This is a genomic window from Pseudaquabacterium rugosum, from assembly GCF_038066575.1.
GTDB classification, from domain to species: Bacteria; Pseudomonadota; Gammaproteobacteria; order Burkholderiales; family Burkholderiaceae_C; genus Pseudaquabacterium; species Pseudaquabacterium rugosum.
Window position 1 is genome coordinate 21,635 of record NZ_JBBUTF010000010.1, and the last position, 25,245, is coordinate 46,879.

Consider the following 25,245-nt stretch of genomic DNA (forward strand, 5'->3'; position numbering starts at 1 on the left):
CATCCGTGATCGGAGGCGTGCATTCGCCTGCCAATCGTTCGCCCGCCCCCGCGGCCCTGCGCCAGTGGGCCCTGCTGGCCGTGCGCGAGCTGGTGCTCAGCCAGAGCCTGGACGCCGCCGAGGAGGCCCGCGCCTGGGAGGACACGGCCCGGCGCTGGCGCATCGCCAACGGGGACGAGGAGGGCAACCCCGCCCCCAGCGCTGACCGCAGCAAGGTCAAGCGCGAGCCGCCGCACAAAGGCGAGGTCTGGTGGCGCAAGGTCTACGAGCCCGAGTACGACGCCCTGCAGGTCAACGAGACCGATGTGCTGAAGAAGCTGGCCGACATGGACCCTCAAGGACTGGCCGGCCTGCGCAACCACGTGGCCCATTTCGAGCAGAGCACCAAGGCAACGCGGCTGGCCTACCGCGCCGTGCGCACCAAGGACGCCGGCCCCAACCTGGACATGTGGCAAGTCTTTGCGCCCTGCACCAGCGTGGGCAACGCCGGGCTGCCGCTGCCACTGTTCGCCCAGCCGCGCTTTCTGGCGGCGCTCACCCGCCAGGCGCTGATCGCGCTGGACAAGCTCAGCCAGCTCGGCTTCGTGCACGTCGACGTCAAGCCCGGCAACCTGTGCCTGGCCTTTCCGCCAGGCAGCCACTGGCGCGCCGACCGCGACATCGCCCGTGGCCATTGGGACCTGCGGGCCTTGCCGTTGCGCCTGATCGACTTCGAACTTGGCTTTGCCCCCGGCGTCAACCGCCTTCCCCACGAAGGCGACAACGACAACTGGTCCCCCTACCTGCAGGCCTGCTTCCGCGAGGCGAAGAAAGAGCCGCAAGTGCGCATGCGCCTGCGGCGGCTGGACGGCATCGACTGGGGCACCGACCTGTGGGCCCTGGGCCACACGCTGCTGGTCTGGTGCAGCGAAGCGCAGAACTTCCTGCGTCAATTCAGCAACGCCATCGCCCTCCACTGGGGCGTGGATGGCCCGGCCCACCGCAGTGCGCAGGACACGGTCGGCCCCATGCAGACCGAGCTGGCCTTTCTGCGCAGCTTCGCCAAGGACCTGCAGGCCTGCGAACGCCCGCCCGCGGATGCGCAAGACGCCGACCCGACGGCGCGGGCGAACCCGCCCCACCGTAGCCTGTGGTCCCAGCTGGAAACCCGGTTCAAGCTCGGCCCCGGTGACAGTGCCAGCCGCGTCGAATTCCAGCTCATCATCCCCACCCGCCCCCTCGCCGTCGCCGAAGGCAGCCGCTGGACCGACCTGGCCGCCCTGCGTGCCCGCACCGCCGCAGGCGCGGCCACGGCCTGGGCCCGCCGCCAGGGCCGGCCGCTGCAGGCCGCCGCCCGCACCACCACCGCCTGGGGCGCGCGCCACCACCGCCGCCTGCTGGCGGCCACGGCCGCCGGTGCGCTGGCCGTGGCCGCCGTGCAGGGCCGCGGCGCCCTGGCCGTGGCGCTGGCACCCACGGTGGGCCAGCTGGCCCGCGCCAGCCTGGCCGCCCAGGTGCGGGCCGACAGCCCCGTGCAGGCCACGCTGGCCCCCGCGCTGCTGCGCCTGGCCGGCGTGCTGGACGACGCTCTGCCTACCCGCGCCATCACTGCCGAGCTGGGTGCCACGCCGCAGCTGCCGCCCCGCGCCGCCGGCGCTGCGGCCGAGGCCGATGCTGCCACCCTTGCGGCGGTGCGCGAGGCCAACCTGCGCGCCCTGGCCCTGCTGGCCGATGCGCCCGATGCCGCCCTGCAGGCGCCCGAAGACGGCCGGGCGGACGGCCCGCCGCTGGGCCACCGCCTGCTGCGGCAGGCCTTGGAAAGTGGCCGGCAGTTGGAGGAACAGGCCGGCCGCGGCCACCCCCCCGCCCGCGGCCAACCCCCCGCCGCACCGGACGCCCGTGCCGCCGCCCTGGCCCGCCTGCACCAGCGCACCGCCTGGCCCATGGCGGAACTGCTGCAGGTGCACCTGAGCAGCTGCTACGGCGCGCCCCAGGGCCGCCAGCCCGACGCGCTGCGCCCGGCCCTGGCCAGCCTGCTGGCGCTGGACCGCAAGCAGGCGGTCAACCGCGAGTTCTACATCCCCTCGGCAGAGGTCTATGCCCAGCGCCTGGAGGCTGGCCAGGACCCCTGCTACCTGCCCGCCGCCACCCCGGGCTGACGCCCCACCGCCTGCCCACCCCCGCACCGGAGTCCCCCCATGCCGCCCCGGCCTGTTGCCCCCCCTTCCCACCCGGCGCCGCTGCCTGCCCGCCCTGCCGCCCTGACCCTGGCCTTGCTGCTGGCCCTGGCGGCCTGGCCCGGGCTGCCTGCCCGCGCACAGGCCATCAGCGCCCCGCCCCTGGGCTACCCCACGCCGGCCGAGCTGGCCGAGGCCCGGAAGGAAGCCGCCCAGCTGCGCGAGGCCCTGGGCCGCGAACAAGCCAAGGCCAAGGCCGCCCAGCAGGCCGCCGATGCCGCCAACGCCCGCGCCACCCAGGCCGAGCGCGCCGCCGCTGCGGCCGAAGTCCAGTCCGGCAAGGCCAACCCCGAGCAACTGGCCGCCCTGCGCCTGGAGCGCGACGCAGCCCGGGCCGAGGCCGCCAGCCTGCGCACCGAGCTGGCCCAGGCCAACGAGGCCGTCAAGCGCCTGAAGGCTGCGGCGAGCGATGCCGGCGCCAGCACCGCCGAGCTGACCCGGCTGCGCCGCCAGAGCCAGGAGCAACAGGACACCATCACCACCCTGCGCACCCAGCTGGCAGCCGAGAAAAAGGCCACGGCCAGCGCCAACGCCGCGGCATCGGCTGCTGCTGCCAGTGCCGCGGCGGCAGCCGCCGCCACCCGCCAGCCCCCAGCCCCGGTGGCCAGAACCACGGCCCCGCAGCCCGCACCATCCACCACCACGACCACCGCCCCCCTGCCGCCCGACCTGAGCGACATCACCGTACCCGGCTGCGGCGCGGCCTGCCCCACCTTCGTGCTCATCCCCAACCCCGGCCCGGTGACGCTGGGCACGGGCAGCGATGCGCTGCGCATCGACTTCAAGCACCGCTACGCCATGGCCAGCACCGAAACCACGGTCGGCCAGTGGAAGGCCTTCATCAACGACAGCGGCTACCGGCCGGAGAAAGCCAGCGACACCTACTGCAACTGGGACGACAAGGCCTATTCCAGCGACGACAAGCTGCCCGTGGCCTGCGTCAACGTCACCGATGCCGAGGCCTACGCCGCCTGGTTTGCCCGCAAGTACGCCGGCCAGATGCGGGCCCAGGGCCAGGCCAACGGTGCGCCGTTGCGCATCGACAGCATCGGGCTACCCAGCGAGTTGGAGTGGGAGTTTGCCGCTCGTGGCGGGCGTTACACCGAAAAGTACCTGTGGGACGACGGCGCCAGCGATGCGGAGACCTGCCGGCATGGGCAGAACTACAAATGCCACGGCGGGGCCAAGCCCGTCGGCGAGCGGCTGAAGAACGGCTACCGCCTCCACGACATGATCGGCAACGTCTGGGAATGGACGGCCTCGCCCTGGCGTGACCAACGCAGTGCGCTGCCGCTGCATGGCCGCGAGGCGCCCGCCGGGGTGTCCGGCCCGCGCTCTGTGCGCGGGGCCTCTTTCGTCAACTTCGACGTCAGGCTCGCCCTGTCCTACCGCCTCTGGTACACCCCCGGCGACCGCTACAGCTACATCGGTTTCCGTTTGGTCGCCCGGATCGCGCCATGACCATGGCGCGTGACCCCTTGATGCCTTTACCCCCTTACGCCAAACGTCAGTGCACCGCACACACGCGGATGCGCCGCAGGCCGGTGTCGGGGGTGCGGGGGCGGCAGCCCCCGCCGCGCGACGCCGCGCGCGCGCGCACGGCGGCCGGTCCAGCACCAGCGGCGTCGCCGATGGCGCGGGGCTTCCCACGGTCCATCGCCGGCGCGCAGATCCAATGACCATGCATCCACCCGTCCCACCATCGTCCACCTCCAACCGGGTGCCGACGCCCGCAGACCCGCCAGGGGCCCGCGGCGGACAGGCCTTGGAACGGACCGTGCTCTACATCACCTGGCTGGTGCCGGTGCTGGAGCAGTTCCCGCGCAGCCAGCGTTTCCTGCTGGGCGACCGTCTGCAAAGCCTGGCGCTGGACCTGATGGACGTGCTGGTGGAGGCCCAGTACCGCAAGTCCCCTCGCGCCGAGTTGCAGCGCGCCAATCTGCTGCTGGAAAAGCAGCGCCTGTTGTGGCGGGTGGCCTACAACCTGCGTCTGGCCGACGTGCGCCGCTACGAGCATGCGGCCCGCGAGATCGACGACATCGGCCGCCGCCTGGGCGCCTGGCTCAAGCGGCTGGGACCGAGCACTGCATGAGACGCCGCCCCGCCGCCGACCTGTTCGACCAGGTGGCCAGCTTCCCCGCGCTGCTCGCCGCCACCCGACGCGCGGCCCAGGGCAAGCGCGAACGCCCCGATGCCGCGGCCTTTCTGTTCCGCCTGGAACCGAACCTGCTGCGCCTGAGTGATGCGCTCTACAGCGGCCAGTGGCAGCCTGGCGGCTACCGCAAGGTGATGGTGCGCGAGCCCAAGACACGCCACATTTCCATCGCCCCCTTCGCAGACCGCGTGGTCCACCAGGCTCTGCACGGCGTACTGGGCCCCCTCACGCAGCGCAGCTTCATCAGCGATAGCTTCGCCAGCCTGCCTGGGCGCGGGCAGCACCGGGCCATCGCCCGCTATGAACAGTTCCGCGACACACACCCCTGGGTGCTGCGCTGTGACATCCACCGCTTCTTCCCTTCCATCGACCATGCCGTGGCCAAGCACGAGGTGCGCCGCTGGGTGGCCTGCCCACGCACCCTGGCCGTGGTGGACGCGATCATCGACGGCAGCAATCCTCAAGAGCCGGTGAATGCCTACTTTCCGGGCGACGACCTGTTCACCCCCTGGGAGCGACGCCGTGGCTTGCCGCTGGGCAACCTGACCAGCCAGTGGCTGGCCAATCTCGTGCTGAACCCGCTGGACCATTGGGTCAAGGAGGTGCTGCGCCTGCCTGGCTATCTGCGTTACCTGGACGACTTCGCGCTGTTCTGCCACAGCGCGGACGAGGCCCTGGACCTGCAACGTCAGGTCCAGGGCTTTCTGGACCGACGGCGCCTGCGGCTGCACCCCATCAAGACGCAGGCCCTGTGCACCTGCCATCCAGCGACGTTTCTGGGCCTGGAACTGTGGCCGGATCGCCACCGGCGCCTGCCGCAGGCCAATGTGTCCCGGGCTGCCGAACGGGTACGCCGGGCCCGGCTGGACTGGACGCGAGGCCTGCGGGACGAAGCCGAGGTGCGTCGTACCGTGGCGGCTTGGGTGGCGCATGCCCGTCATGCCGACACCTTCTTGCTGCGACGGCGCTGGTTCAGTGCAGGCTGGTTCGACCCGGAAGGCGAAACTCGTCGAGCGCGCACCAGGCCACGGCCACGCTGACAACTGCCGCTAGACTGCTTCGCGCCATCAGCCGCAACCGCGACGCGATGGTGCCCGCCCGACCTTCCAGACCGGGGTGTCCGGCCCGCGCTCGGTGCGCGGGGCCTCTTTCAACAACAACGACGACAGGCTCGCCCTGTCCAACCGCAACAGGAACACCCCCGGCAACCGCAACAACAACATCGGTTTCCGTTTGGTCGCCCGCATCCCCCACCCGGCCGGAGCAGCGCAGCCCAAGGGCTGTGCTGGCGTGCCGTGCGGGGTATCCAGGTCGGTGCCGGCATGCTTCGGGGCCTGCCGCCTTGGTCTTCGGTCTTGCGGCCGTTGGCGGCGGTGGGGCCCGCTTTTTTCATGGTCAGCACCAAACGCCAGACCGCACGCCTTCACACCACCCACTGGATCCGCCATGAAGTCGAACACCCGTTCCGTCCTTCGCCCCTCAGCACCTCGCCAGCGCTGGCTGGAACTTGATGGGCTGGCCCAGCAGTACCTGGCCCTGCCCGTGGAGGACAGCGTCGAGCGCGAGGCGCTGCGCCTGCGCATCCTGCGCTTGCTGGCGGCCGGCTGGGTCAGCTTCACGGCCGACGGCACATCCACGCGAGAAGACGATGTGCTGTCGCGTACCTTTCGCGAACAGGCAGCGGCCCTGAGTCGTCGCCATGCCAATCACAGCCTGGAGCACATCTACGGCGGCTTGGACAACCTGGGTGACGAGGCCAAGGCCGAGTTCCTGGCACGCCGTGCCAGCAAGGCCGGCCACGCCGGCCAGACGCTGCTGACCGGCCTGCTCAGCCAGTGGAACCCGGCCAAGAGCGACTTGCGCGGCTTCATGCAGGCGGTGGTGCGCAACTTCCTGCTGGACCTGCACCGCAAGGCATACAAGCGGGAAGACGGCCTGAACGGCGCGCCGCCGGGCGCCACGCCACGGGGCTTCCTGACCGACGGGCGAGCACCGGGCGACGAGGGCGACGCCGACGGCAGCACCGGCCACGACGACTGGCTGGAGGCCGTGACCCATGCCCACGGCGTGGACGGTTCCCCCCACAGCGCCGAGGACGAGGCCGCGCAGACGGAGGAACTGTTCCAGGCTCTGGAGGCCGCCCGCGACGCCCTGCCCCCGCAGCAGCGCAGCACGTACGACAGTGAAATCGAGCGCCACAGCGGCCCGAGGACGACCGACGCGGCACAGGCGGCTGCCGCGGGCATCAGCCGCAACACGCTGTACAAGCGCCGGGCAGAACTGGCGGCGGCCTTGAACAAGCTGATGCACAACACGGCGACGGCACCCAAGAGCTGAAGCGACAGCGAAAAGCTCAGATGGCGGATAGACGTCCGAGCGCATCCTGGACCGGATGACGGCATGCGGACGCTGTCCGTCCCCGCACGCTCCATGTCCGCCCCCGCACTGGCGCCGAAGGCCCGGCACGGCCAGCATCGGCCCCATGCCCACCGCGTCATCCACCCCCCCGCCCCGCCCGCTCACCTTCACCCTGCTGGCCTACGACGGCGTCGAGCTGCTCGACCTGACCGGCCCCTGCGAGGTCTTCACCACCGCCGCACGCGTGGCCGCCCGGCCGGATGGCGCGCGGCTGCCCGGCGCGGCCATCGCCGCGGGCTGGCAGGTGCGCACCGTGTCGCGCGATGGCGCGGCCGTCCGCAGCCGCGCGGGCCTGCGCCTGCTGCCGGACGGGGGCTTCGACGATGCCAGACCGGCACTCTCGGCACCCGCAGCTTCCGTGGCGCCCGAGGTGTGCGAAGCGCCCGCCCCGCCCGCCACCCCAACCGACATCCTGCTGATCCCCGGCGGCGTCACCGATGCGGCCGAGGCCTGCCCCGCCACCCGCGCCTGGCTGCAGCGCCAGGCGCCCGCCGCTCAGGTGCTGGCGGCGGTGTGCACCGGCAGCTTCATCCTGGCGGCCGCCGGGCTGCTGCAGGGCCCGCGGCGTGTGACCACGCATCCGGAGGATCTGGCGCCGATGCGCGCGCGCTGGCCGCAGCTGCAGGTGCTGGACGGACCGCGCTGGGTGGTGGACGATCGGCTCTGGACGTCGGCCGGCATCAGTGCCGGCATCGACCTGTCGCTGGCGCTGGTCGCGCATCTGGCCAGCCCGGCGCTGGCCGAGCGCACGGCGCGCCAGATGGACTACCGATGGATCAGCCAGCCCGAGTGACACGCCAGACACGCCCGACACGACCGACCCGTCCGCACGCGCGGCAGACCGAGCCTGCAACGCCCGGCCCCGCGCCGGTCGATGTCCACATCGTGCTGCTCGACGACCATGTGCTGCTGGACTGGGCCGGCCCGGCCGAGGTGCTGCGGGTGGCGCGGCGGCTGCTGGAGGCGCGCGGCCTGGGCCCGGTGTTCACGCTGCACTGCGTGGGGCCGCGGCCGCAGGCGCGCAGCTCGGTCGGTGCGGTGATCGCGGATCTGGCGCCGCTGCCGGATCTGGTGCAGGCCGCGGCCGGTGGCCGTCGGCAATGGCTGATGCTGGTCGGCCAGACGGGCGCGCGCATCGCGCTCGACAGCGCGCCCGCACGCGAGCTGCTGCGCTGGCTGCGCCCGCTGCCGCTGCGCGCCGGCCACATCGAGCTGCTGTGCGTGTGTGCGGGGGCGGTGATCGCCGGCCATGCCGGCCTGCTGGACGGCCGCGCGGCCACCACCCACCACGATCATCTGGACGAGCTGCGCGCCGCCGCACCCGCCGCGCAGGTGCTGGACAACCGCGTCTTCGTGCTCGACGGGCCGGTGGCCAGCAGCGCGGGCGTGTCCACCGGCATCGACCTGATGCTGCATGCGGTCAGTGCTCATCTGGGGCCGGTGGCGGGCCCGCCGCTGGCCGCCGAGATCGCGCAGCAGCTGGTGCTGGCGCTGCGCCGTGGGCCGCAGGATGCGGAGCTGTCGCCCTTCATCGCCCACCGCCAGCATCTGCAGCCGCTGCTGCACCGGGTGCAGGATGCGGTGGCGCGTGATCCGCGGGCGGCCTGGACGCTGGAGACCATGGCCGCGCGGGCGCCCACCTCCACGCGGCATCTGCGGCGGCTGTTCCGGCAGCACGCCGGCCTGGCGCCGATGGCCTGGCTGCTGCAGCTGCGCCTGGCGCTGGCCCGGGCCGCGCTGCGGTCCGGGCACGGCGTGGGCCGCGCGGCGGAGCTGGCCGGCTTCTCCTCGGATGCGCAGTTGCGACGGGCGTGGCAGCGGGCGGGGCTGGCGGGCACGCCGTCGTCGGTGCGGCCCGAGGCCGGGCCGCGGTGATCGTCAGCCTGGTCGCCCAGAAGCCCAGCCGCCCGGCAGCCCAGGCTCAGGCCCGCAACGCGCGGCGGCGGGCCGCGCCACCCACCACGCCCAGGCCGAGGGCCAGCAGCGCAGCCGATGCCGGCTCGGGCACGGCGGCGGCGGTGGTCGTCCACGCCCAGTCCGCGGTGCTGTTATGGATGTCGTAGGTGGTCGGCAGCGGCGTGCCGCCGACCCACAGGAAGGTGTAGCCGGACCAGCGCCAGCCCGTCGCGTTGCCGCTGAGCACGCCCAGCCCCGGCGCACCGAGGCCGCCCACCGGATCGCCCCAGATGAGCTTGAAGTCGTCGAGGCCGGCCAGCGAGGCCGTGGTGCTGTGGAAGTAGGACTTCTCGCCGTTCAAGGGCACCTGATCGGACAGCCTGACGAAGCTGTTCGGGCCGGTGTAGCTGAAGTCGAAGGCCGCGCTGGCGACGGCTTCGTAGCCGCCCGTGTCGGCCACGTCCCACGTCAGGTCGCTGAAGGTCAGCGTGGCCGTGACGGAAGCCGGGGCCGTGCCATCGGCCGCGCCGATGCAGCGGGCATTGATGCAGGTGCCGGTGAAGGTGAGCACCGTGTCGTCGGCCCAGGCCGGTGCCTGCAGGCCGGCAGCGGCCACCAGCACCCCAAGCACACGGCGGACATACCGCTGGTCGTTCATGATCTCTCCCTGTTGCTCTCTGGTCAGCCAAAGATCATAAGGAGCCGGACTTCGCCGCAAGCCCGGCCGTTACGCGCGGTCACCAATGGCGCGGGCGCCTCCTCCAACGGGGTGATGAACGACGTGACGGCGGGACCCTCAGGCCGTCCGGCAGCGCGGTTCGTGCGACCGCGTGCGGCGCATCCAGAAACGGACGCAGCGCCTCAGGTCGCCTGCAACAGGCCCGGCAGACGCTGCGCGACCAGACGGCGCAGGGCGTCGTCATCGTCGTACGTCAGCAGGCGCAGCTTGTCCAGCGATGGCGGCACCAGGCCCGCGGGCGCATCCCGGCGCTGCACCATCAGCACCGGGCGGCCCAGCGCATGGGCCAGGCCCAGCTCGATCATCACGTTGAGGTTGGCGCCGCTCAGGTCCACCAGCACCGCGTGGGCGCGGCACAGGTCGTCCCAGATGGCGTGGATGATGCGGCCGTTCTCGGACGCGTCGCCGCGCAGATAGTGCAGGCCCAGGGCGGACAGGTCCTGCTCGCAGGCCTGGCGGGCGGCGTCGCGGGCGCCATCGGCCCAGGCCGGACCGAAGGGCATGACGTGGAAGCACAGCGGCGTCCGCGGATCGGGGTAGCGGCCGGGCCAGGCGCTGTGCAGCAGGCGCCAGCCGGGCTCGGGCAGGCGCTGCAGCACGGCCTGGGCCGCGGCGCCGAAGGCCGCGGCATCGCGCGCCCGCTGCGGGTCCAGCCAACCCATGGCCTCGGCGGTGTCGGCCAGGCCCTGGGTCTCGGCCAGCGTGCGCAGGTGGGCCAGGCTGGCCGCCAGGATCGGACGCTGGGTGGGGCGCTGCAGGGTGTAGAGCGCCTCGTCCAGGGCCTCGGTCAGGCGGGCGGCATCGGCGGGCGCCGGGCCGTGCAGCCGGCACGGCGCCAGATCGACGTCGAAGGGCAGCGCCTCGTCGGCCTCGGCCAGCACCACCACCGGCTGGCCGAGGGCGAAGGCCAGGCCCAGCTCGTAGGCGGCGGTGGCCAGGGCGCGGGCGCGGGCCGGCTCGGCCGTGGCCCGCTGCGCCATCGCGCCGGCGCCGCGCAGGTCGAACACGGCCACATGGGCCCGCGTCAGCGCGTTCCAGCGGGCCTGGCCCAGGCTCTGCAGCGCCTCGGTGGGGCACAGCTGCAGGCCGAGCGGCGCCAGCACGGTCGCGAGCCAGGCCTGCGCGTCATCCGCGCCACTGAAGAACACGCTGTTGGCCGAGGCCGGCAGCCCGGCGCTGTCCCACAGCGGGCGCGCCAGCAGCGCATGGCGGGCCATCTGGCTGGCGGCCCAGCGCCGGGCGGCCGGGCGCAGCAGCGTCTGCTCCAGGCTGCACACGGCGCTGTCGTCGGCGGCCTCGGCCAGGGCCTGCTGCACCTGGGTGGCATCGGCCACCACCGCCTGCAGGCGCAGCTGCTCCGGGCCCTCGCTGCAGTGGACCAGCGCCTGCGCCGCCGCCACCTTCAGCGCCCCCGCATGGCGGTCGACCGTCCGGGCCCGCGCGCCACGCACGCGCTGCGCCGGCCCTGGCGCCGACAGGAAGGGCGCGAACTCGGCCAGCAGATCGCGCATCTGCGCCAGGCTCTGCTCGGGCGACAGGGTGCCGCGCTCGCTGGCGATCACCACCGCCTCCACCTGATCCAGCATCTGCTGGCAGGCCAGCCGGCGCTCGGGCTGCAGCTGGCCGCTGTCGACGGCCTGACGCAACTCGGTGCGCAGGCGGTCCAGCATCAGGCGGTGGGGCGAAGGCTCGGCCGGGGCCGCCGGGGGGGCGGGCGCGACGGAGGCGGCGGGCACGGCGGGCGGCGTGGCGGACGGCCGCTCCAGCAACGCGGCCAGGCACTGCGCCAGGCCCTCCAGTTCCTGCTGGCGCGCCAACCAGGCCGGGTCGCGCTGGCCGCTGCGCAGGCTGGCATCCAGATAGCTGATGCGGTCCTCGACGCTGCCGCCCCCGCTGCGCGACTCGTTGCGCTGGTGCTGCTCGGTGGCGGTGCGCACATGGCCCTGCATCGTCATCAGGTGCCGGCGCCACTGGCGCAGACCGGCCTCGTCCAGCGTGCGCAGGTGATCCTCGACCGCCGCCTCGCGCGCGGCCTCGGGCAGCAGCCACCAACGCTCAAAGCGCTGGGCATCGGCGAGGAAGGTCTGATGGGTGACGGCGTCGGCATCAGCGGCCTCCGCGGAAGCCGCAGCAGAGAGCGCCGCAGAGACCGCCACGGGCGCGCCCGGCGACACCGCAGACACGGGCGCCGCGGCGGCGCCGGGGCCCTGAGCGGGCCGCTCCAACGCATCCAGCAGCGGCTTCAGGCGCGGGTCACGCGCCAGCGCCTCCCGGGCCTGCTGCTGCAGATAGGCGCCGCCGACCTGCAGCAGCTGCTTGCCCAGCTCTCCCCACTTGATGTCCGCCATGGTCCGTCACCTCCGCGGCGCAGCATAGGCGGGCGGACCGACCGGCACAACCGCCGGCCGGCCGGCCCGTCCATCGCCCGTGGGTCGGCGGCCCGCGGGGCCTGGCGCGTGGCGGTCCGCGCAAGCCGGTACCGATCGACGACCGGGGCGTACGGGCCGGTGCCGGCCCCACGCCCTATCGTCAGGGCCCCCGACCGAGGAGACACCGATGAGCGACACCCCCACCCTTCCCCTGGCCGGCCGCACCGCCGCCGTCACCGGCGCGGCCAGCGGCATCGGCCGCGCCAGCGCCGAGGCCCTGCTGGCCGCCGGCGCGCGGGTGGTGCTGGTCGACCGGGATGCCGCCGCGGTGCAGGCGCTGTGCGCGGCACTCGGCCCGCAGGCACGGCCGCTGGCCCTCGATCTGCTGGATGCCGCCGCCTGCGCGCAGCTGCTGCCGCGCATCCTGGAGGCGGGCGACGGCCGGCTCGATGTCTTCCATGCCAACGCCGGCGCCTATCTGGGCGGCGATCTGGTCGACCACGACAGCTCGGCGATCGACCGCATGATGCAGCTCAACGTCAGCGTGGTGATGAAGAACGTGCGCGACGTGCTGCCGCACATGATCGCGCGCGGCAGCGGCGACATCGTCGTCACCAGCTCGCTGGCGGCGCATTACCCGACACCTTGGGAGCCGGTCTACGCGGCCTCGAAGTGGGCGATCGACTGCTTCGTGCAGACCACGCGGCGGCAGATCTTCAAGCACGGGCTGCGCATGGGCGCGGTCTCGCCGGGGCCGGTGGTCACCGGTCTGCTGGCCGACTGGCCGGCCGACAAGCTGGCCGAGGCGCGCGCCGCCGGCAGCCTGATCGAGCCGCAGGAGGTGGCCGAGGTGATCCTGTTCATGCTGACCCGCCCGCGCCACATCACGATCCGCGACGTGGTGCTGCTGCCGACGAACTTCGATCTCTGAGCCACCCGCGCGGCCTCAGCCGCCCAGGTGGCGCGCCAGCAGCACCCAGCCCGGCACCGTCACCACCGAGGCGATCGTGGCCGCCAGCAGCGCGCCGGCGCACAGCCCCTCCTGGCCGGCGCGCTGGCCGAAGATCGGGTAGATGCTCATCATCGGCATGGCCGCGAACAGCAGCGTGGCCTGCCACAGCAGCGGATCGGCCGGCGCCCAGACCTGCAGCGCCAGCAGCACGGCCAGCGGATGCAGCAGCAGCTTGGCCCCGGCCACGCCCAGCAGATCCGGCCACTGGCCCGCCGGCCGCAGCCCGGCCAGCGCGACACCGATCGCGCACAAAGCGGCCGGCGCGGCGGCCCCGGCCAGCAGCCGCAGCACCGCATCGACCGGCCCCGGCGGCCGCACCGACAGTGCCGACAGCGCCAGCCCCGCCAGCACCGACAGCACCAGCGGGTTGTGCAGCACCGAGCGGGCGGTGGCGCCGAGTACGCCACGCAGACGGGCGCCCCGGCCCGACCCTTCCGGCGTGCCACCCGCCTTCAGATCGATCAGCAGCAGGCCCAGCGGGATGACCAGCAGGTTCTCGACCAGCTGCACCAGCGCCAGGCCGAGCGTGGCCGTCGGACCCAGCAGGGCCAGCAGCACCGGCAGACCGACGAACATGCTGTTGGAGCCCGCCGCGCCCAGGCCTTCGATCGCGGCCACCGCGTGCGGCCGCCGGCCCGCCATGCGCGCGAAGGCATGGACCAGCGCGAAGGTGGCCAGTGAGCCGACGGCATAGGGCAGCACCACGTCCAGCCGCAGCACCTCGGCCGGGCGCAGGCCCATCAGCGTGCGCAGCATCAGCGCCGGCACGCAGAAACAGGCGACGAAGCGGCCGAGGGCGCGGCCCTGGTCCGCGCTGAGCCAGCGCCAGCGCGCGGCCAGCCAGCCCAGTCCGATCAGCATCTGGACCGGCGCGGTGGCATGCAGGATGGTGTCCATGAGGGGGCAGTGTCGGTGCCGCGGCGGCCGCGGGGCGTGCGATCACGCAGTCGGTGTCCGCACGGATCTGCAGTCAGCCGACGGCCGCCGGCAGGGCCGAGACGGCCGCCCGCAGCGCCAGCGCATAGCTCTCGACGCCGAAGCCGCAGATCTGGCCGCGCACGATGTCGGCGAACACCGACCGGTGGCGGAAGGGCTCGCGGGCGTGGATGTTGGACATGTGCAGCTCGACGACCGGACAGGCGAGGATGGCCAGCGCATCGCGGAGGCCATAGCTGTAGTGGGTCCAGGCACCGGCGTTGATCAGCACCGCGTCCACCCGCTCGCCGAAGGCCTGGTGGATGCGCTCGACCAGCGCGCCCTCGTGGTCGGACTGGAAGCTCTCGACGGTGACGCCGAGTTCGGCGGCCAGGGCGCGCAGGCGGGCGTCGATGTCGGCCAGGGTCTCGCGGCCGTACTGCCGCGGGTCACGGTGGCCGAACATGGCGTGGTTGATGCCATGCAGCATCAGGATGCGGGGCAGGGAGGACATGGGGGGCTCGCTCGGGATGCAGGTTCGGGGCCGGAGGCTCAGTCCAGCGGCACGGTCAGGCGGTCGATGACGGCGGTGGTCGACGGCCGCACGCCGCGCCACCAGGCGAAGGCCTCGGCGGCCTGCTCGACCAGCATGCCCACGCCATCGGCCCCGCCCTGCACACCGGCCGCGCGGGCCAGTTGCAGGAAGGGCGTGCGGCCCTTGCCGTAGGCCAGCTCGTAGGCACTGCCGCCGGCTCGGAAGACCGCGGACGGCAGCGGCGGCAAGGCGCCGCTCAGGCTGGCCGAGGTGGCATTGATGACCAGATCGAAGGCACCGAGGGCCGCCACCTCGTCATAACCGACGGCCTGCAGCGCGCACACGGCGGCCGCCGGCAGCGGCGCGCCCTCACCGGCCGGCAGCTGCGCCACCTCGGCCACCTCGGCCACCAGCGCACGCGCCTTGGCCACGTCGCGATTGACCAGCACCAGCGCGGCCGGAGCGGCCTCCAGGAAAGGCAGCAGCGCCCCGCGGGCCGCGCCCCCGGCGCCCAGCAGCAGCACGCGCCGGCCGGCCAGCGGCAGGCCGAGGTTGAGCTCGATGTCGCGCCGCAGGCCGATGCCGTCGAAGTTGTCGGCCAGGATGCGACCGCCCTCGCACTTGAGCGCATTGGCCGCACCGGCCAGGCGAGCCCGCGGGCTGCAGTCGTCGGCCAGGGCCCGGGCCCGCAGCTTGAACGGCGCGGTGATGTTCAGGCCCCGGCCACCGGCGGCGAAGAAGGCGCGCACCATGTCCTCGAAGCCCTGCGCGGGCGCCAGCGGGCCCTCGATCGCCTCGTAGACCAGGTCCTGCCCGGTCTCGCGGGCGAACAGGCCGTGGATCAGCGGCGACTGGCTGTGGGCGATCGGGTGGCCGATCACCGCATAACGGTCGGTCATGGGGTCTCCTGGGTTCGGTTGTCGGGGGGGCGCGGGTGTCGTCAGGCCGGCGGCAGGCCGGTGCCGTCCGGCCGCGCGCTGAACAGCACGCCATCGGCCTGCAGCGCGGCGATCTCGTCGGCGCCATAGCCGAGCGCGGCCGCCACCTCGGCGTTGTGCTGGCCGAGGTCGGGCGCGACGCGGCGGATCGTCGTGTCGCAGCCGCTGAAGCGGAACGGCAGGTCGGGCAGGCGCAGCGTGCCCAGGCGCGGGTGATGCTGCTCGACCACCATGCCGCGGGCCTGGATCTGCGGATCGGCCAGCACCTCGTCGATGCGCTGCACCTTGGCACACGGCACGTCGATGCCGTCGAGCAGGCGCGTCAGCTCGGCCACGGTGCGTGCGGCCACCCAGGGCCGCACGACGGCCAGGATGTGCTCGCGCTGCGCGTTGCGGCCGCTGCCGTCGTGCAGCCGGGCATCGCTGGCGAAGCCGGCCGGCCCGCCGTGGGCCTCGACCAGCGCGGCGAAGCGCTTCCAGGCCGCGTCGACCTGGGCGGCGATGACCAGATCGCCATCGGCCGCGCGGAACACGCCGTACAGCGTGGAGGTCGGCATGTCGTGGCCGGTCTGCTCGGGCAGCACGCCGCGCAGCGTCCAGTTCTGCACCGCATATTCGTGCATCGACACCAGCGTGTCGTAGAGCGCCATGTCGATGTGCTGGCCGCGGCCGCTGCGCTCACGGCCCAGCAGCGCGGCATTGATGGCGGCCACCGCGTGGATGCCGGTGTACATGTCGCCCAGCGAGATGCGCAGCAGCGGCGGCGGCTCGCCCGGCGTGCCCACCATCTGCATGATGCCGCTCCTGGCCTCGGCGATCAGGCCGAAGCCGGCGCGGTGGGCATCGGGCCCGGTGTGGCCGTAGGCCGAGATCGAGCAGTAGACCAGCCGCGGGTTGCGCGCCGAGAGTTCGGCGTGGCCCAGGCCGAGCTTGTCGAGCGCGCCGGGGCGGTAGTTCTCGATGAAGACATCGGCCGAATCGCACAGGCGCTGCATGAAGGCCTTGCCGCGCGCATCCTTCATGTCGACGCTGACGCCCTGCTTGCCCATGTTGAGCTGCAGGAAGTAACCGCTGGTGTGGGCGTCCAGCACGGTGGCGTGCTGGCGGCCGGCATCGCCGGTGCCGGGCCGCTCGACCTTGATCACCTCGGCGCCGAGGGCCGCCAGGCAGCGGCCGACGTAGGGCCCGGCCAGGAAGTGGCTGTAGTCGATCACGCGCAGGCCGGCCAGCGGCAGGGGCTGGCGGTCGGCGGCGGTGCCTGCGGTGCTGGAGGCGGTGGACGCGCTCATGCGGCCTCCGGGCCGGAAGGGACGGTGACAGTGGTCGTGGCCGCCGGCAGCGGGCACTGGGCCTCCCCGCTGGCACCGGGGCGGCGCGGCACCATCAGCCGATGTTCGCCCCGCTGCACCACCTGGCCGTGCTGGTTGATCAGCTCGCAGGGCAGCACCACGATGCCCCAGCCCGGGCGGCTGCGGCTGGCGCGCAGGCTGCCGACGCTGAAGCGCACGTGCAGTTCGTCATCGACGCGGATGGGCTGCAGGAAGTCCCAGGTCCAGCCCAGCGACATGCCGGGCAGGAAGCGGTAGTCGCTCTGCGTCTTCAGCCCGTCGGCGATCGACTGGCCGAACAGGCCGTGCGCAACGATGCAGCCGAAGTGGCTGGCCCGGGCATAGGCCTCGTCCACGTGCACCGGCGTGTGGTCGCCGGTCAGGTCGGCATAGGCCTGGATGCGCTCGCGGGTGACGGTGTAGCGCGGGCTGGTGCAGGTGTCGCCCACGCGGGCGTCGTCCCAGGTCTTCTCGGTGATGGCCATGGTCGGTCGGGGGATCGGTGGATCGGTGGCGGGAGACAGGACGCGGCTTCAGGCGCCGGCGCGCGGGTCGATGGCGCGGGCGCGGTCCACGCAGTTGGCCGGGCAGGCCTGGATCAGCTCGACGGCCAGACCGTCGGGCAGGCGCAACCAGTGGCGGCCCTGGGGCAGCGCGGTGACGCCGAAGGCCGCGGCGGCCGCCAGCGCGGCCTCCAGATCGGCGCACATCACGCCCAGATGGGCCAGCCGGCCTTCCGGACCGTCGAACTCAGGGGCCGCGATCAGCTGCAGGCCGCCCAGCGTCCAGTACTGGCGCGGCGCCTCGGGCGGGCCGTCGATCTCCCGCAGCGTCAGGCCCAGCACCTGGGCGAAGAAGCGGATGTGCCAGTGGATGTCGCGCACGAAGACGGCGACGTGCTCCAGGTAGGCGGTGGTGGCAGACCGCTGCACGGTCGCGGCAGGCGCCGCAGCGTCGGTGCGCGCCGCCTCCGCCCGGCCACGCTCGATGCCCTTGATGCAGGCCACCAGCGTGGCGTTGACCGGCGTGGCCACGCTCAGGCGGCGGCCGTGCCGGACGACGGCGCCGTTGATGACGTCGATCTCGGTGCGCGCGCCCTGGTCCAGGCTCTGCAGCATCGAGGTGCGGAAGTCCGGCCCCAGGCCGGCGCGGGCCAGCGCCCAGACGGCAGCCGGATCGCGCGGGCCGATGGCCACGCCGGCGGCGCGGGCCACGGCCTGGGCCTCGGCCACGGCGGCCTGGGCGGTGTCGGCCAGCAGCGGCTCGTCGTACAGCGGGCCGTAGGGCAGGCGCGTGATGGCCGCCAGCGCGCCGGTGGCGACGTTGACGAAGAGCTTGTCCCACATCGTGGCGACGATGTCGGCGCTGATCTCGGTGGCCAGGCCGGCGGCGTTGAACACCTCGGCGATGCGCTGCACGCGCGCCGAGCGCCGGCCGTCGAGCTCGCCGATCAGCGTGGCCTTGCCCGGCACGCCGCTGCGGATGTGGGCCGGCCCCAGCCGCACGCCGCCGACATAGGTCTTGCCGGCCAGCACCGGGCCGCGGCCGACGACCTCGGCCAGCAGGTCCTCATGGCCGAGGCCGTTCTGCAGCGACAGCACGGCCGTGCCGGCACCGACCAGCGCACGCGCCTGTGCCATCGCCGCCGCCGTGTCGCCGGACTTGACCAGCACCACCACCAGATCGACCGGCCCCGGCCCGCCGGCCGCGGCCGCCACCGCCTCCCCGGCGCAGGCCTGCACCGCCAGCACCCGGCTGCCGCGCGCATCGTCGACCCGCAGACCATCGCCGCGCAGGCGCTGCGCCGAGCCCGCCGTGCGGGTGATCAGCCAGACGTCCTGTCCGGCCTCGATGAGAGAGGCACCGAACGCGCAGCCCAGCGCGCCGGCCCCCAGGATGGCGATCTTCACGCGACCTCCTTGTGGTGGAGGCGGCATGGTCGGCCGCGGCGCTCATTCGCTCAATGCAATGGCATCAATACCGTCATTTGCGGAACAGAATGTCGCCATGCCTGCCGATGACCTGCCCGACGTGCGCCTGCTGCAGCTGTTCGACCTGTTGCACGAGACCGGCAGCGTCACCCGCACCGCCGAACTGCTGGGCCAGAGCCAGCCCACCGTCAGCCTGGCGCTGGGCCGGCTGCGGCGCCAGCTGGGCGATCCGCTGTTCGTGCGCCATGCCGGTGCGCTGAAGTCCACGCCGCGGGCCGACGCGCTGATCGGCCCCTGCCGCGAGGTGCTGGCCGCGCTGCGCCGCCTGGGCTCGCACGCGCCGGCCTTCGAGCCGGCCAGCGCCACGCTGCGCTGGCGCATCTGCATGACCGACGCCAGCCACCTGACGCTGCTGCCGCGGCTGCTGGCCCATCTGCGCCGGCACGCGCCCGGCATCCGGCTGGAGGCCGCCGGCATCGACGCCCACACCGAGCAGGCGCTGGCCTCGGGCGAAGCCGATCTGGCCATCGGCTACGTGCCGTGGATGGGCCAGGCCACCTTCCAGCAGCAGCTCTACACGCAGGACTGGGTCTGCCTGGCCGATGCCGGCCACCCGCGGCTGGGCCGGCCGCAGGCCGACGACGGCGGCGACCGCCTGGACCTGGCGCGCTACCGCGCCGAAGGCCATGTGGCGATCCGCTCGGGCACCGGCGCGCGGCTGCTGGAACAGGCGCTGACGCGCGCGCGCATCGAGCGCCGCGTGGTGCTGGAGCTGCCCGGCTTCCTCGGCCTGGGCGCGGTCATCCAGTCGACCGACCTGCTGGCCACGCTGCCGCGCCACATCGGCCAGGAGCTGGCCGGCCGCGGCGGGCTGACGGTCCACGCCTGCCCGCTGGCCATCGACGGCTTCCCGGTCGGCCAGCACTGGCATGCGCGGCTGCACCAGGACCCGGCCCACCGCTGGCTGCGGGAGGCGGTGGCCGGGCTGTTCGGGGCGCCAGCGCCTCAGGCCTGAGACCTCACCTCAACCCGGCTCGCCATCACACACCCAGCGCGCCACCGCCCGGCCGATCGCCTGATGGGCCGGCACGTCCAGGTGCACGCCGTCCTCGTCGCAGACGCGGGCGAGTGAGCCGCCGTCGATGACGTCCACGCCGCGGGCCGCGGCCACGCGGGCGTAGGCCTCGGCCAGGCCCTGGCCGCGCGCCTCGGCACCGCTGAACATCGGCGCCAGGCAGCCGAGGGCGCGCGCCGGCGGCGGGCTGACCACCAGCAGGCGCGGCTGCGGCAGGCCGGCGCGCGCGCAGTCCAGCTGCACCGCGTCGACCAGGCCGTGCACACCGGCCGCCACCGCCGCCGCATCGGCCTGGAAGCGGGCCTTGAGGTCGTTGACGCCGAGCAGGAAAACCACCGCATCCAGCGGCCGGTGCGAGCCCAGACAGGCCGGCAGCCAGCGCAGCGCGTTGCGGTCCGCGCCCTCGACCGGGTCGTCGCGGCCGATGGTGCGCCCCGGCAGCCCTTCCTCGATCACCCGCCAGTCGGCGCCCAGCAGGCCCTGCAGCACGCCCGGCCAGCGCTGGTGGAAGGGCCAGCGCCGCGACTGGCCGAGCGCCGTCATCGGCGCCGTACCGTGGGTGTTGGAATCGCCGAAGCAGAGGATGGAACGGGGCAGCAGGCTCATGGCGGACAGGCGAACAGACAGACAGGCGGACCGGCGGAACGGGCCGACCGCACGGGCGGCGGCAGGACGGCGGCCGCGGGGCCGTCCCGCGCGGCATTCTGTGGCCGCGCGTCGCCACCTCCCATCCCACGGCGCTGCACAGTCCGTCGGCAGGACTGAAGCGTCCGGCACCGGCCGCCACCGCCGCCACCCGCCCCACGGCTGCTACCCTGCCGCTCCCGAACACCGATTCTGCGGAGCCTTTCGATGAGCGCCTACCTCGGCGGCTGCCTGTGCGGCCAGATCCGTTTCCGCATCGCGGCCGAGCCGGCCGCCGTGCGCCTGTGCTGGTGCCGCGACTGCCAGCGCCTGGCGGCCAACGGCACGGCCAACGCCTTGTTCCCGACCGCGGCCATCGAGATCACCGGCACGCCGGCCGCCCATGTGCGGGCGGCCGACAGCGGCAACCAGGTCACCCGCCGCTTCTGCCCGGCCTGCGGCAGCCAGTTGTTCTCCGACTCCAGCGGCCGCCCGGGCTCGACCGTGGTGCGCCTGGGTGTGCTCGACGAGCCCTCGGCCCTGCGCCCGACGGCCCAGATCTGGACCGCCAGCGCGCCCACCTGGGCCTGCCTGGACCCGGCGCTGGAAGCGCACCCGAAGGCAGCGCCCGCCCCGGCCGCGCCCGCCACCCCCGCCCAGCCCCCGGCGGCCCGGGCCTGAGCGGCCGCAGCCGCAGCCGCTGCACCGGCCGCGGCCCCTGCAGCCCTGCACAGCCCGCCGGCCGCCGCCGAGCGCGGTGACCGGCGGCGGCTTGGCTACAGTGCAGCCATGCAATCCCCTCCTGAGCAGACCTTCGACGCCATCATCTTCGACTGCGACGGCACCCTCGTCGACAGCGAGCCGCCGGGCTTCGCCGGCATCATCGACGCCGCCCAGGCCCTCGGTCTGGCGATGGACCGTCCCGACGACCTGATGGCCCTCAAGGGCCGCAGCATGATCCAGGTGGTCGAGCTGTTCGAGGCCCTGGCGCAGGCCCAGGGCCGCGGCCCGCTGCCGGCCGACATCGAGGAGCGCATCCGCGCGGCCATGCGCGCGCGCTTCGAACGCGAACTGCAGCTGATGCCCGGCGCGCGCGAGCTGCTGACCTGGCTGGACGAGCAGCACATCCCGTGGGTCATCGCCTCCAACGGCCCGCGCAGCAAGATGCACACGACGCTCGGCCTGACCGGCCTGCTGGCGCGCTGCGAGCACCGCCTGATCAGCGCCGTCGAGCTCGGCGTCTACAAGCCCGACCCGCAGCTGCTGCTGCATGCGGCGCAGCAGCTGGGCGTCGATCCCACCCGCTGCGTGATGGTCGAGGACAGCGCCCCCGGCGTGCGCGCGGCACTCGGCGCCGGCATGACGGTGTGCGTGATGGGCTCCGAAGACCCCCTGCCCGACGACCTGCTGCCCCAGGTCCATCCGCTGACGGATCTGCAGGCGCTCAAGGCCTGGCGCTGGGCGAAGCTGGAGGCTGCGCAGGGTTGAGGTCGTGGGCGGCGGCACCCGATCGGCTCACGACCGGCACGGCACCCGTACCTGCCTGGGATCCTCAGGTGTCTGCACCCCTCACTCGACGACCTGCACGCCCTTGCCGAAGGCCACGCGGCCCTTGATCTCGGCGGCGGCCTCGGTCGGCTCGGGATAGAACCAGACGGCGTCGGGCAGCGCGTCGCCGTCGACGAAGAGCGTCGCGTAGCGCGCCTCGCCCTTCCAGCTGCACATGGTGCGGCTGTTGCTGGACAGCAGGTACTTCTGCGGCAGCGCCTCGGCCGGGAAGTAATGGTTGCCCTCGACGATCACGGTGTCGTCGCTCTCCGCGACGACGGTGCCGTTCCAGATGGCCTTCATGGGGGGTCTCCTGTGGCGGCGCGCCCGGGACGGCGCGCCTGTCAGGCCGCGAGCATACGCCGCAGCGTCGGCCGGCCACGCCAGACCTCAGTGCGCGTGGGTATGGTGCGCATCCGGCACGTGGGCATGGGCATGGGTGCGCAGCTCATGGCGGTGCGGATGGCTGTGCGGGCCGGCCGGTGGCACCTCATGATGGTGGTCATGGTGACCGTCGTCATGGGTGTGGGCATGGTCGTGCTCCAGCGCCTGGTGGGTGTGCTCGTGCGCGTGCGACTCCAGCAGATGCAGGAACACGCCGGCCAGCATCAGCCCGCCGCCCAGCGCCATCCACGCGCTCAGATCCCGCTCGCCCAGCAGCACCGCGAAGGCCGCGCCGATGAACGGCGCGAACGCGAACACCGAGCCGGTGCGCGCCGCACCGAAGGCGCGCTGGGCCAGCAGGTAGAAACGCAGGCTCAGGCCGTAGCCGCTGGCACCGATGGCCAGCAATGCCGCCACGGCCGTGACCGAGGGCACAGACTCGCCGGCCACCACCGCCAGCAGCCCGGTCAGCGTGACGCCCAGCACGGCCTTGGCCAGCACCACCTGGCCCGGGTCACGCTCGGACACGCCGCGCGACAAGGTGTTGTCCACACCCCAGGCCATCGTGGCCAGCAGCACGGCGGCCAGCCCCAGCAGCGCGCTGGTGCCCGAGCGGCCCTGGTCGACCACCAGCACCACGCCACCGGTGAACAGCAGCACCATCGCGATCACCACCCGGCGGTCCAGGCTCTCACCGTAGAGCAGACGGGCCAGCACCGCGGTGAACAGCGCCTCCAGCGTCAGCATCAGCGCCGCACCGGTGCCGCTGGTGTGCTGCAGGCCCCAGGCCAGGGCCACCGGGCCCAGCCCGGCACCGAAGGCCGCCATGGCGATCAGCCGGGGCAGATCCGTGCGTTGCAGGCGGGCCTCACGCTCGGGCGGCTGGCGTGTCAGCAGGCCCACCAGGGCCGCGCCGGCATACAGCAAGGCAGCGGTGGTGAACATGCCGACACCGGTGCCAGCCCGTTGGGTCAGCGGCGTGCTGATGCCGAACAGGGCGGCGGCCAGCAGGGCCAGGACGGCGCCCCGAAGGGCAGGCAGGTGGCGGTGGCTCATGCGTGGGCGTCCGTCGGCTGCGGTCTCACTGACCGGTGTGATTCGCGGCGATGAAGTTGCCCGGCAGCGTGTAGAACAGGTACAGCGTGTCCTTGCTCTTGTCGGTGGCCGCCGGGTTCTTGAAGCTCAGCTTCCATTCCTTGCTGCGCTTGCCGTCCACCTGCTCGATGCTGGTGGTCTGGCTCACGGTCTGCCAGGACTTCTCCAGCTTGCCGCCTTCGACCAGCTTGTCCTTGTACTGGACCGCGCACTGCACGACGGTGGCCTGCGCGGCCGGCTTGCTGCCATGGAAGTGACAGCTGGCGTCGGCACCGGCCTGGGCGGTGGTCGACAGGGCGAGGAAGGCGAGGGACATCAGGGTCTTGTTCATGAGGGGCTCCGATCGGACGAGAGGGACTGGGCAGGGAGAACAGGGTGGGCAGGAGGCTGCGGCGGGCGCGATGGCCCGCAGGGCCGGGTCACGGGGCGGGCCGGCGGTCACAGCTGGTTGCGACCGGGGTCCACCGTCTTGTCCACCTCCATGTCCTCATGGATGTGACGGTGCTCCTCGACCGGGAAACGGAAGTCGCCGGGACGGCTGTCGTGCAGATAGCCGTGCAGCTGCATCAGCAGCAGCAGGAAGCCGAGGAAGACCAGCAGCAGATTGGCCGCGCGGGCGATCGGCGCGAAGGACGGGCTGCGCCGCCACCAGGCCAGCACCGCGACCATGACCGCCAATGCCACGATCTGGCCCAGCTCGACCCCGACGTTGAAACTGAGGATGCGCCCGAGCATGGCCAACGGGTCGTCGCCCAGCGGCAGCTGCTGCAGCCGGGTCGACAGACCGAAGCCATGCAGCAGACCGAAGCCGAAGACCATGGCCAGCAGCTTGGGCGAGCGCGGCATGTCGAACACCCGCAGGAAGCCGCCGAGGTTGTCGAAACCCTTGTACATGACGCTGATCGCGATCACCGCATCGATCAGGAAGTAGTTCCAGGTGATGCCGAAGAAGGTGGCGAAGACCAGCGTGATGCAGTGGCCGACCGTGAAGACGGTGACGAACTTCGCCACGTCACGGAAGGTGCTCAGGAAGAAGACCACGCCGAACAGGAACAGCAGGTGGTCGTAACCGGTCAGCATGTGGGTCGCGCCCAGGCCGACGTACTGGAGGTAGCCACCGTCGAGCATGCGCTGACGGTCTTCGGCAGAGATGCCGTGCGCCCAGCCGAGTACGGGCAGCAGCAGCAGGCAGGCGGACAGCAGGAGCAGGCCCGCGCGACGCGGGACGGCTGGCAGGATCGGGAACATGGGGCTCCGGGACAGGACGGACGTCAACGCGCGGGCCGTGCCGCGCGCAGGCTGACGCGGTGCGCGACGGGCAGGACCGGGCCGCGCACCGGCACGTGGGCGGCGTGACGTCGAGGATGAGGGGACAGGACCGGCAGGCGCGCCGGTCCGACGGTCATCAGGCCCCGGAGCGGGGTGGGCGCAACGGCCCTTCGAGGCAGGGCGAGGGGATGCAGCAGCGCCCGAACGGAATGGGCGCGGCCGATGCCGGCATGGCCGCCAAGCCAGGACCGGGAACCAGCGGCAGGACGCCATGGTGTGACGCGTCGTGGTGGACGTGCGTCAGCGGGGAGCCGTCATCGTCGGCCTGCAGGCGCAGGTCATCGCCGTGGTGGTGGCCCTGCAGTCCCTGGTGCATGACCTCATGCTCCAGAGCGACGGCCAGCTCGCCTGCCCGCTCCGGCATGAATGCCAGCACCGGCTGCAGCTGCAGCGCGAGCAGGATCAGGACGAGCCAGCGGCGGAACATCCACGGATGCTAGCAGAGCTCAGATCCGGACTTCGGTACCGGCACGCGCCATCGGTCACCAGCCCGGCGAGGTCATGTCCTGCCAGTGGCCGTGCCCACGGCGAGCGCGAACACGGCGATGAGAGGACAAGGACGAGAACGCAGCGGGCAGCGGGCAGCGGGCAGCGGCCACGATCCTGGCGCGACCGGCCGCGCATGCGGGTGCAGTACGATGAACCGATGCAGACCGGATGGGTCGTGGCCGCGCCTCTGCCCAACACCTGACATGGACGCCACCACCCGCTCCACGCCCTGCCCCCCACCGCTCCTGC

The 25,245-nt window shown here is 73.2% G+C and carries 25 protein-coding genes and 1 pseudogene; 11 read left to right on the plus strand and 15 right to left on the minus strand.

Features of this window, described 5'->3' with window-relative positions; all coding sequences use genetic code 11:
- The first annotated feature begins 17 nt into the window (after positions 1-17).
- The 7 genes from AACH11_RS12445 (at position 18) to AACH11_RS12475 (ending at position 8,664) form a co-directional block, all read left to right on the plus strand.
- Positions 18-2,138, plus strand: a complete 2,121-nt coding sequence (locus AACH11_RS12445; RefSeq protein ID WP_341374557.1) for a protein kinase family protein — start codon at positions 18-20, stop codon at positions 2,136-2,138.
- A gap of 39 nt (positions 2,139-2,177) precedes the next feature.
- Positions 2,178-3,677, plus strand: coding sequence for a formylglycine-generating enzyme family protein (locus tag AACH11_RS12450; protein WP_341374558.1), 1,500 nt, complete (start codon positions 2,178-2,180; stop codon positions 3,675-3,677).
- 316 nt (positions 3,678-3,993) lie between these two features.
- Positions 3,994-4,308 (plus strand): diversity-generating retroelement protein Avd, encoded by a 315-nt coding sequence (gene avd, locus AACH11_RS12455; RefSeq protein ID WP_341374559.1) that lies wholly within the window; start codon positions 3,994-3,996, stop codon positions 4,306-4,308.
- Positions 4,305-5,411, plus strand: coding sequence for a reverse transcriptase domain-containing protein (locus AACH11_RS12460; RefSeq protein WP_341374560.1), 1,107 nt, complete (start codon positions 4,305-4,307; stop codon positions 5,409-5,411). Before avd ends, AACH11_RS12460 begins: the two co-directional genes overlap by 4 nt.
- Positions 5,412-5,817: 406 nt before the next feature.
- On the plus strand, positions 5,818-6,708 hold the full coding sequence (locus AACH11_RS12465) for a hypothetical protein (RefSeq protein ID WP_341374561.1): 891 nt from the start codon (positions 5,818-5,820) through the stop codon (positions 6,706-6,708).
- 145 nt (positions 6,709-6,853) lie between these two features.
- Positions 6,854-7,582, plus strand: coding sequence for a DJ-1/PfpI family protein (locus AACH11_RS12470; protein ID WP_341374562.1), 729 nt, complete (start codon positions 6,854-6,856; stop codon positions 7,580-7,582).
- A 92-nt stretch (positions 7,583-7,674) separates the two neighbouring features.
- Complete coding sequence (locus AACH11_RS12475) at positions 7,675-8,664, plus strand: GlxA family transcriptional regulator (RefSeq protein WP_341374563.1); 990 nt, start codon at positions 7,675-7,677, stop codon at positions 8,662-8,664.
- Between the two features lie 46 nt (positions 8,665-8,710).
- Here the strand turns inward: AACH11_RS12475 and AACH11_RS12480 are convergent, their stop codons facing one another.
- Positions 8,711-9,343 carry a PEP-CTERM sorting domain-containing protein gene (locus AACH11_RS12480; protein ID WP_341374564.1) on the minus strand — a complete coding sequence of 211 codons (633 nt, stop codon included), beginning with the start codon at positions 9,341-9,343 and terminating at the stop codon, positions 8,711-8,713.
- A gap of 203 nt (positions 9,344-9,546) precedes the next feature.
- Positions 9,547-11,772 carry a hypothetical protein gene (locus AACH11_RS12485; RefSeq protein ID WP_341374565.1) on the minus strand — a complete coding sequence of 742 codons (2,226 nt, stop codon included), beginning with the start codon at positions 11,770-11,772 and terminating at the stop codon, positions 9,547-9,549.
- Between the two features lie 208 nt (positions 11,773-11,980).
- Between AACH11_RS12485 and AACH11_RS12490 the strand changes: the two genes are divergently transcribed.
- Positions 11,981-12,724, plus strand: a complete 744-nt coding sequence (locus AACH11_RS12490) for an SDR family oxidoreductase (RefSeq protein ID WP_341374566.1) — start codon at positions 11,981-11,983, stop codon at positions 12,722-12,724.
- Positions 12,725-12,739: 15 nt separating this feature from the next.
- Here AACH11_RS12490 and AACH11_RS12495 read toward each other — a convergent pair whose 3' ends face one another.
- The 7 genes and pseudogenes from AACH11_RS12495 to AACH11_RS12525 form a co-directional block, all read right to left on the minus strand.
- Positions 12,740-13,702: an AEC family transporter gene (locus tag AACH11_RS12495; RefSeq protein WP_341374567.1), complete on the minus strand. Its 963-nt coding sequence runs from the start codon at positions 13,700-13,702 to the stop codon at positions 12,740-12,742.
- 73 nt (positions 13,703-13,775) lie between these two features.
- Complete coding sequence (aroQ, locus tag AACH11_RS12500) at positions 13,776-14,234, minus strand: type II 3-dehydroquinate dehydratase (RefSeq protein WP_423228736.1); 459 nt, start codon at positions 14,232-14,234, stop codon at positions 13,776-13,778.
- 38 nt (positions 14,235-14,272) lie between these two features.
- Positions 14,273-15,154 carry a shikimate dehydrogenase gene (gene aroE, locus AACH11_RS12505; protein WP_341374568.1) on the minus strand — a complete coding sequence of 294 codons (882 nt, stop codon included), beginning with the start codon at positions 15,152-15,154 and terminating at the stop codon, positions 14,273-14,275.
- Positions 15,155-15,195: 41 nt separating this feature from the next.
- Entirely contained in the window at positions 15,196-16,482 is a 1,287-nt protein-coding gene (locus tag AACH11_RS12510) for a CaiB/BaiF CoA transferase family protein (RefSeq protein ID WP_341374569.1), read from the minus strand.
- Complete coding sequence (locus tag AACH11_RS12515; RefSeq protein WP_341374570.1) at positions 16,479-17,006, minus strand: MaoC family dehydratase; 528 nt, start codon at positions 17,004-17,006, stop codon at positions 16,479-16,481. Before AACH11_RS12515 ends, AACH11_RS12510 begins: the two co-directional genes overlap by 4 nt.
- 48 nt (positions 17,007-17,054) lie before the next feature.
- Positions 17,055-17,453, minus strand: coding sequence for a VOC family protein (locus AACH11_RS12520; protein WP_341374600.1), 399 nt, complete (start codon positions 17,451-17,453; stop codon positions 17,055-17,057).
- A 12-nt stretch (positions 17,454-17,465) separates the two neighbouring features.
- Positions 17,466-18,431: pseudogene (locus AACH11_RS12525) on the minus strand (ketopantoate reductase family protein); the annotation flags it as partial.
- Positions 18,432-18,528: 97 nt separating this feature from the next.
- Here AACH11_RS12525 and AACH11_RS12530 point away from each other — a divergent pair.
- A complete protein-coding gene (locus AACH11_RS12530) occupies positions 18,529-19,467 on the plus strand; it encodes a LysR family transcriptional regulator (RefSeq protein ID WP_341374571.1) in 939 nt (312 codons plus the stop codon).
- A gap of 9 nt (positions 19,468-19,476) precedes the next feature.
- Here AACH11_RS12530 and AACH11_RS12535 read toward each other — a convergent pair whose 3' ends face one another.
- Positions 19,477-20,133: a GDSL-type esterase/lipase family protein gene (locus AACH11_RS12535; RefSeq protein ID WP_341374572.1), complete on the minus strand. Its 657-nt coding sequence runs from the start codon at positions 20,131-20,133 to the stop codon at positions 19,477-19,479.
- Positions 20,134-20,379: 246 nt separating this feature from the next.
- Between AACH11_RS12535 and AACH11_RS12540 the strand changes: the two genes are divergently transcribed.
- Together AACH11_RS12540 and AACH11_RS12545 are read left to right on the plus strand one after the other, a co-directional pair.
- Entirely contained in the window at positions 20,380-20,832 is a 453-nt protein-coding gene (locus tag AACH11_RS12540; RefSeq protein WP_341374573.1) for a GFA family protein, read from the plus strand.
- 108 nt (positions 20,833-20,940) lie between these two features.
- Complete coding sequence (locus AACH11_RS12545; RefSeq protein WP_341374574.1) at positions 20,941-21,639, plus strand: HAD family hydrolase; 699 nt, start codon at positions 20,941-20,943, stop codon at positions 21,637-21,639.
- 81 nt (positions 21,640-21,720) lie between these two features.
- Here AACH11_RS12545 and AACH11_RS12550 read toward each other — a convergent pair whose 3' ends face one another.
- The 5 genes from AACH11_RS12550 to AACH11_RS12570 all read right to left on the minus strand — a co-directional run bounded on the left by AACH11_RS12550 (position 21,721) and on the right by AACH11_RS12570 (position 24,934).
- The gene (locus tag AACH11_RS12550) at positions 21,721-22,002 is read right to left on the minus strand and encodes a DUF427 domain-containing protein (RefSeq protein ID WP_341374575.1); all 282 of its coding nucleotides are present in this window, start codon (positions 22,000-22,002) and stop codon (positions 21,721-21,723) included.
- A gap of 87 nt (positions 22,003-22,089) precedes the next feature.
- Entirely contained in the window at positions 22,090-23,139 is a 1,050-nt protein-coding gene (locus tag AACH11_RS12555; protein ID WP_341374576.1) for a DMT family transporter, read from the minus strand.
- Between the two features lie 25 nt (positions 23,140-23,164).
- On the minus strand, positions 23,165-23,509 hold the full coding sequence (locus AACH11_RS12560) for a DUF6488 family protein (protein WP_341374577.1): 345 nt from the start codon (positions 23,507-23,509) through the stop codon (positions 23,165-23,167).
- A 107-nt stretch (positions 23,510-23,616) separates the two neighbouring features.
- Entirely contained in the window at positions 23,617-24,426 is an 810-nt protein-coding gene (locus tag AACH11_RS12565; protein WP_341374578.1) for a HupE/UreJ family protein, read from the minus strand.
- Positions 24,427-24,583: 157 nt separating this feature from the next.
- Positions 24,584-24,934: a hypothetical protein gene (locus AACH11_RS12570; protein ID WP_341374579.1), complete on the minus strand. Its 351-nt coding sequence runs from the start codon at positions 24,932-24,934 to the stop codon at positions 24,584-24,586.
- Between the last annotated feature and the right edge of the window lie 311 nt (positions 24,935-25,245).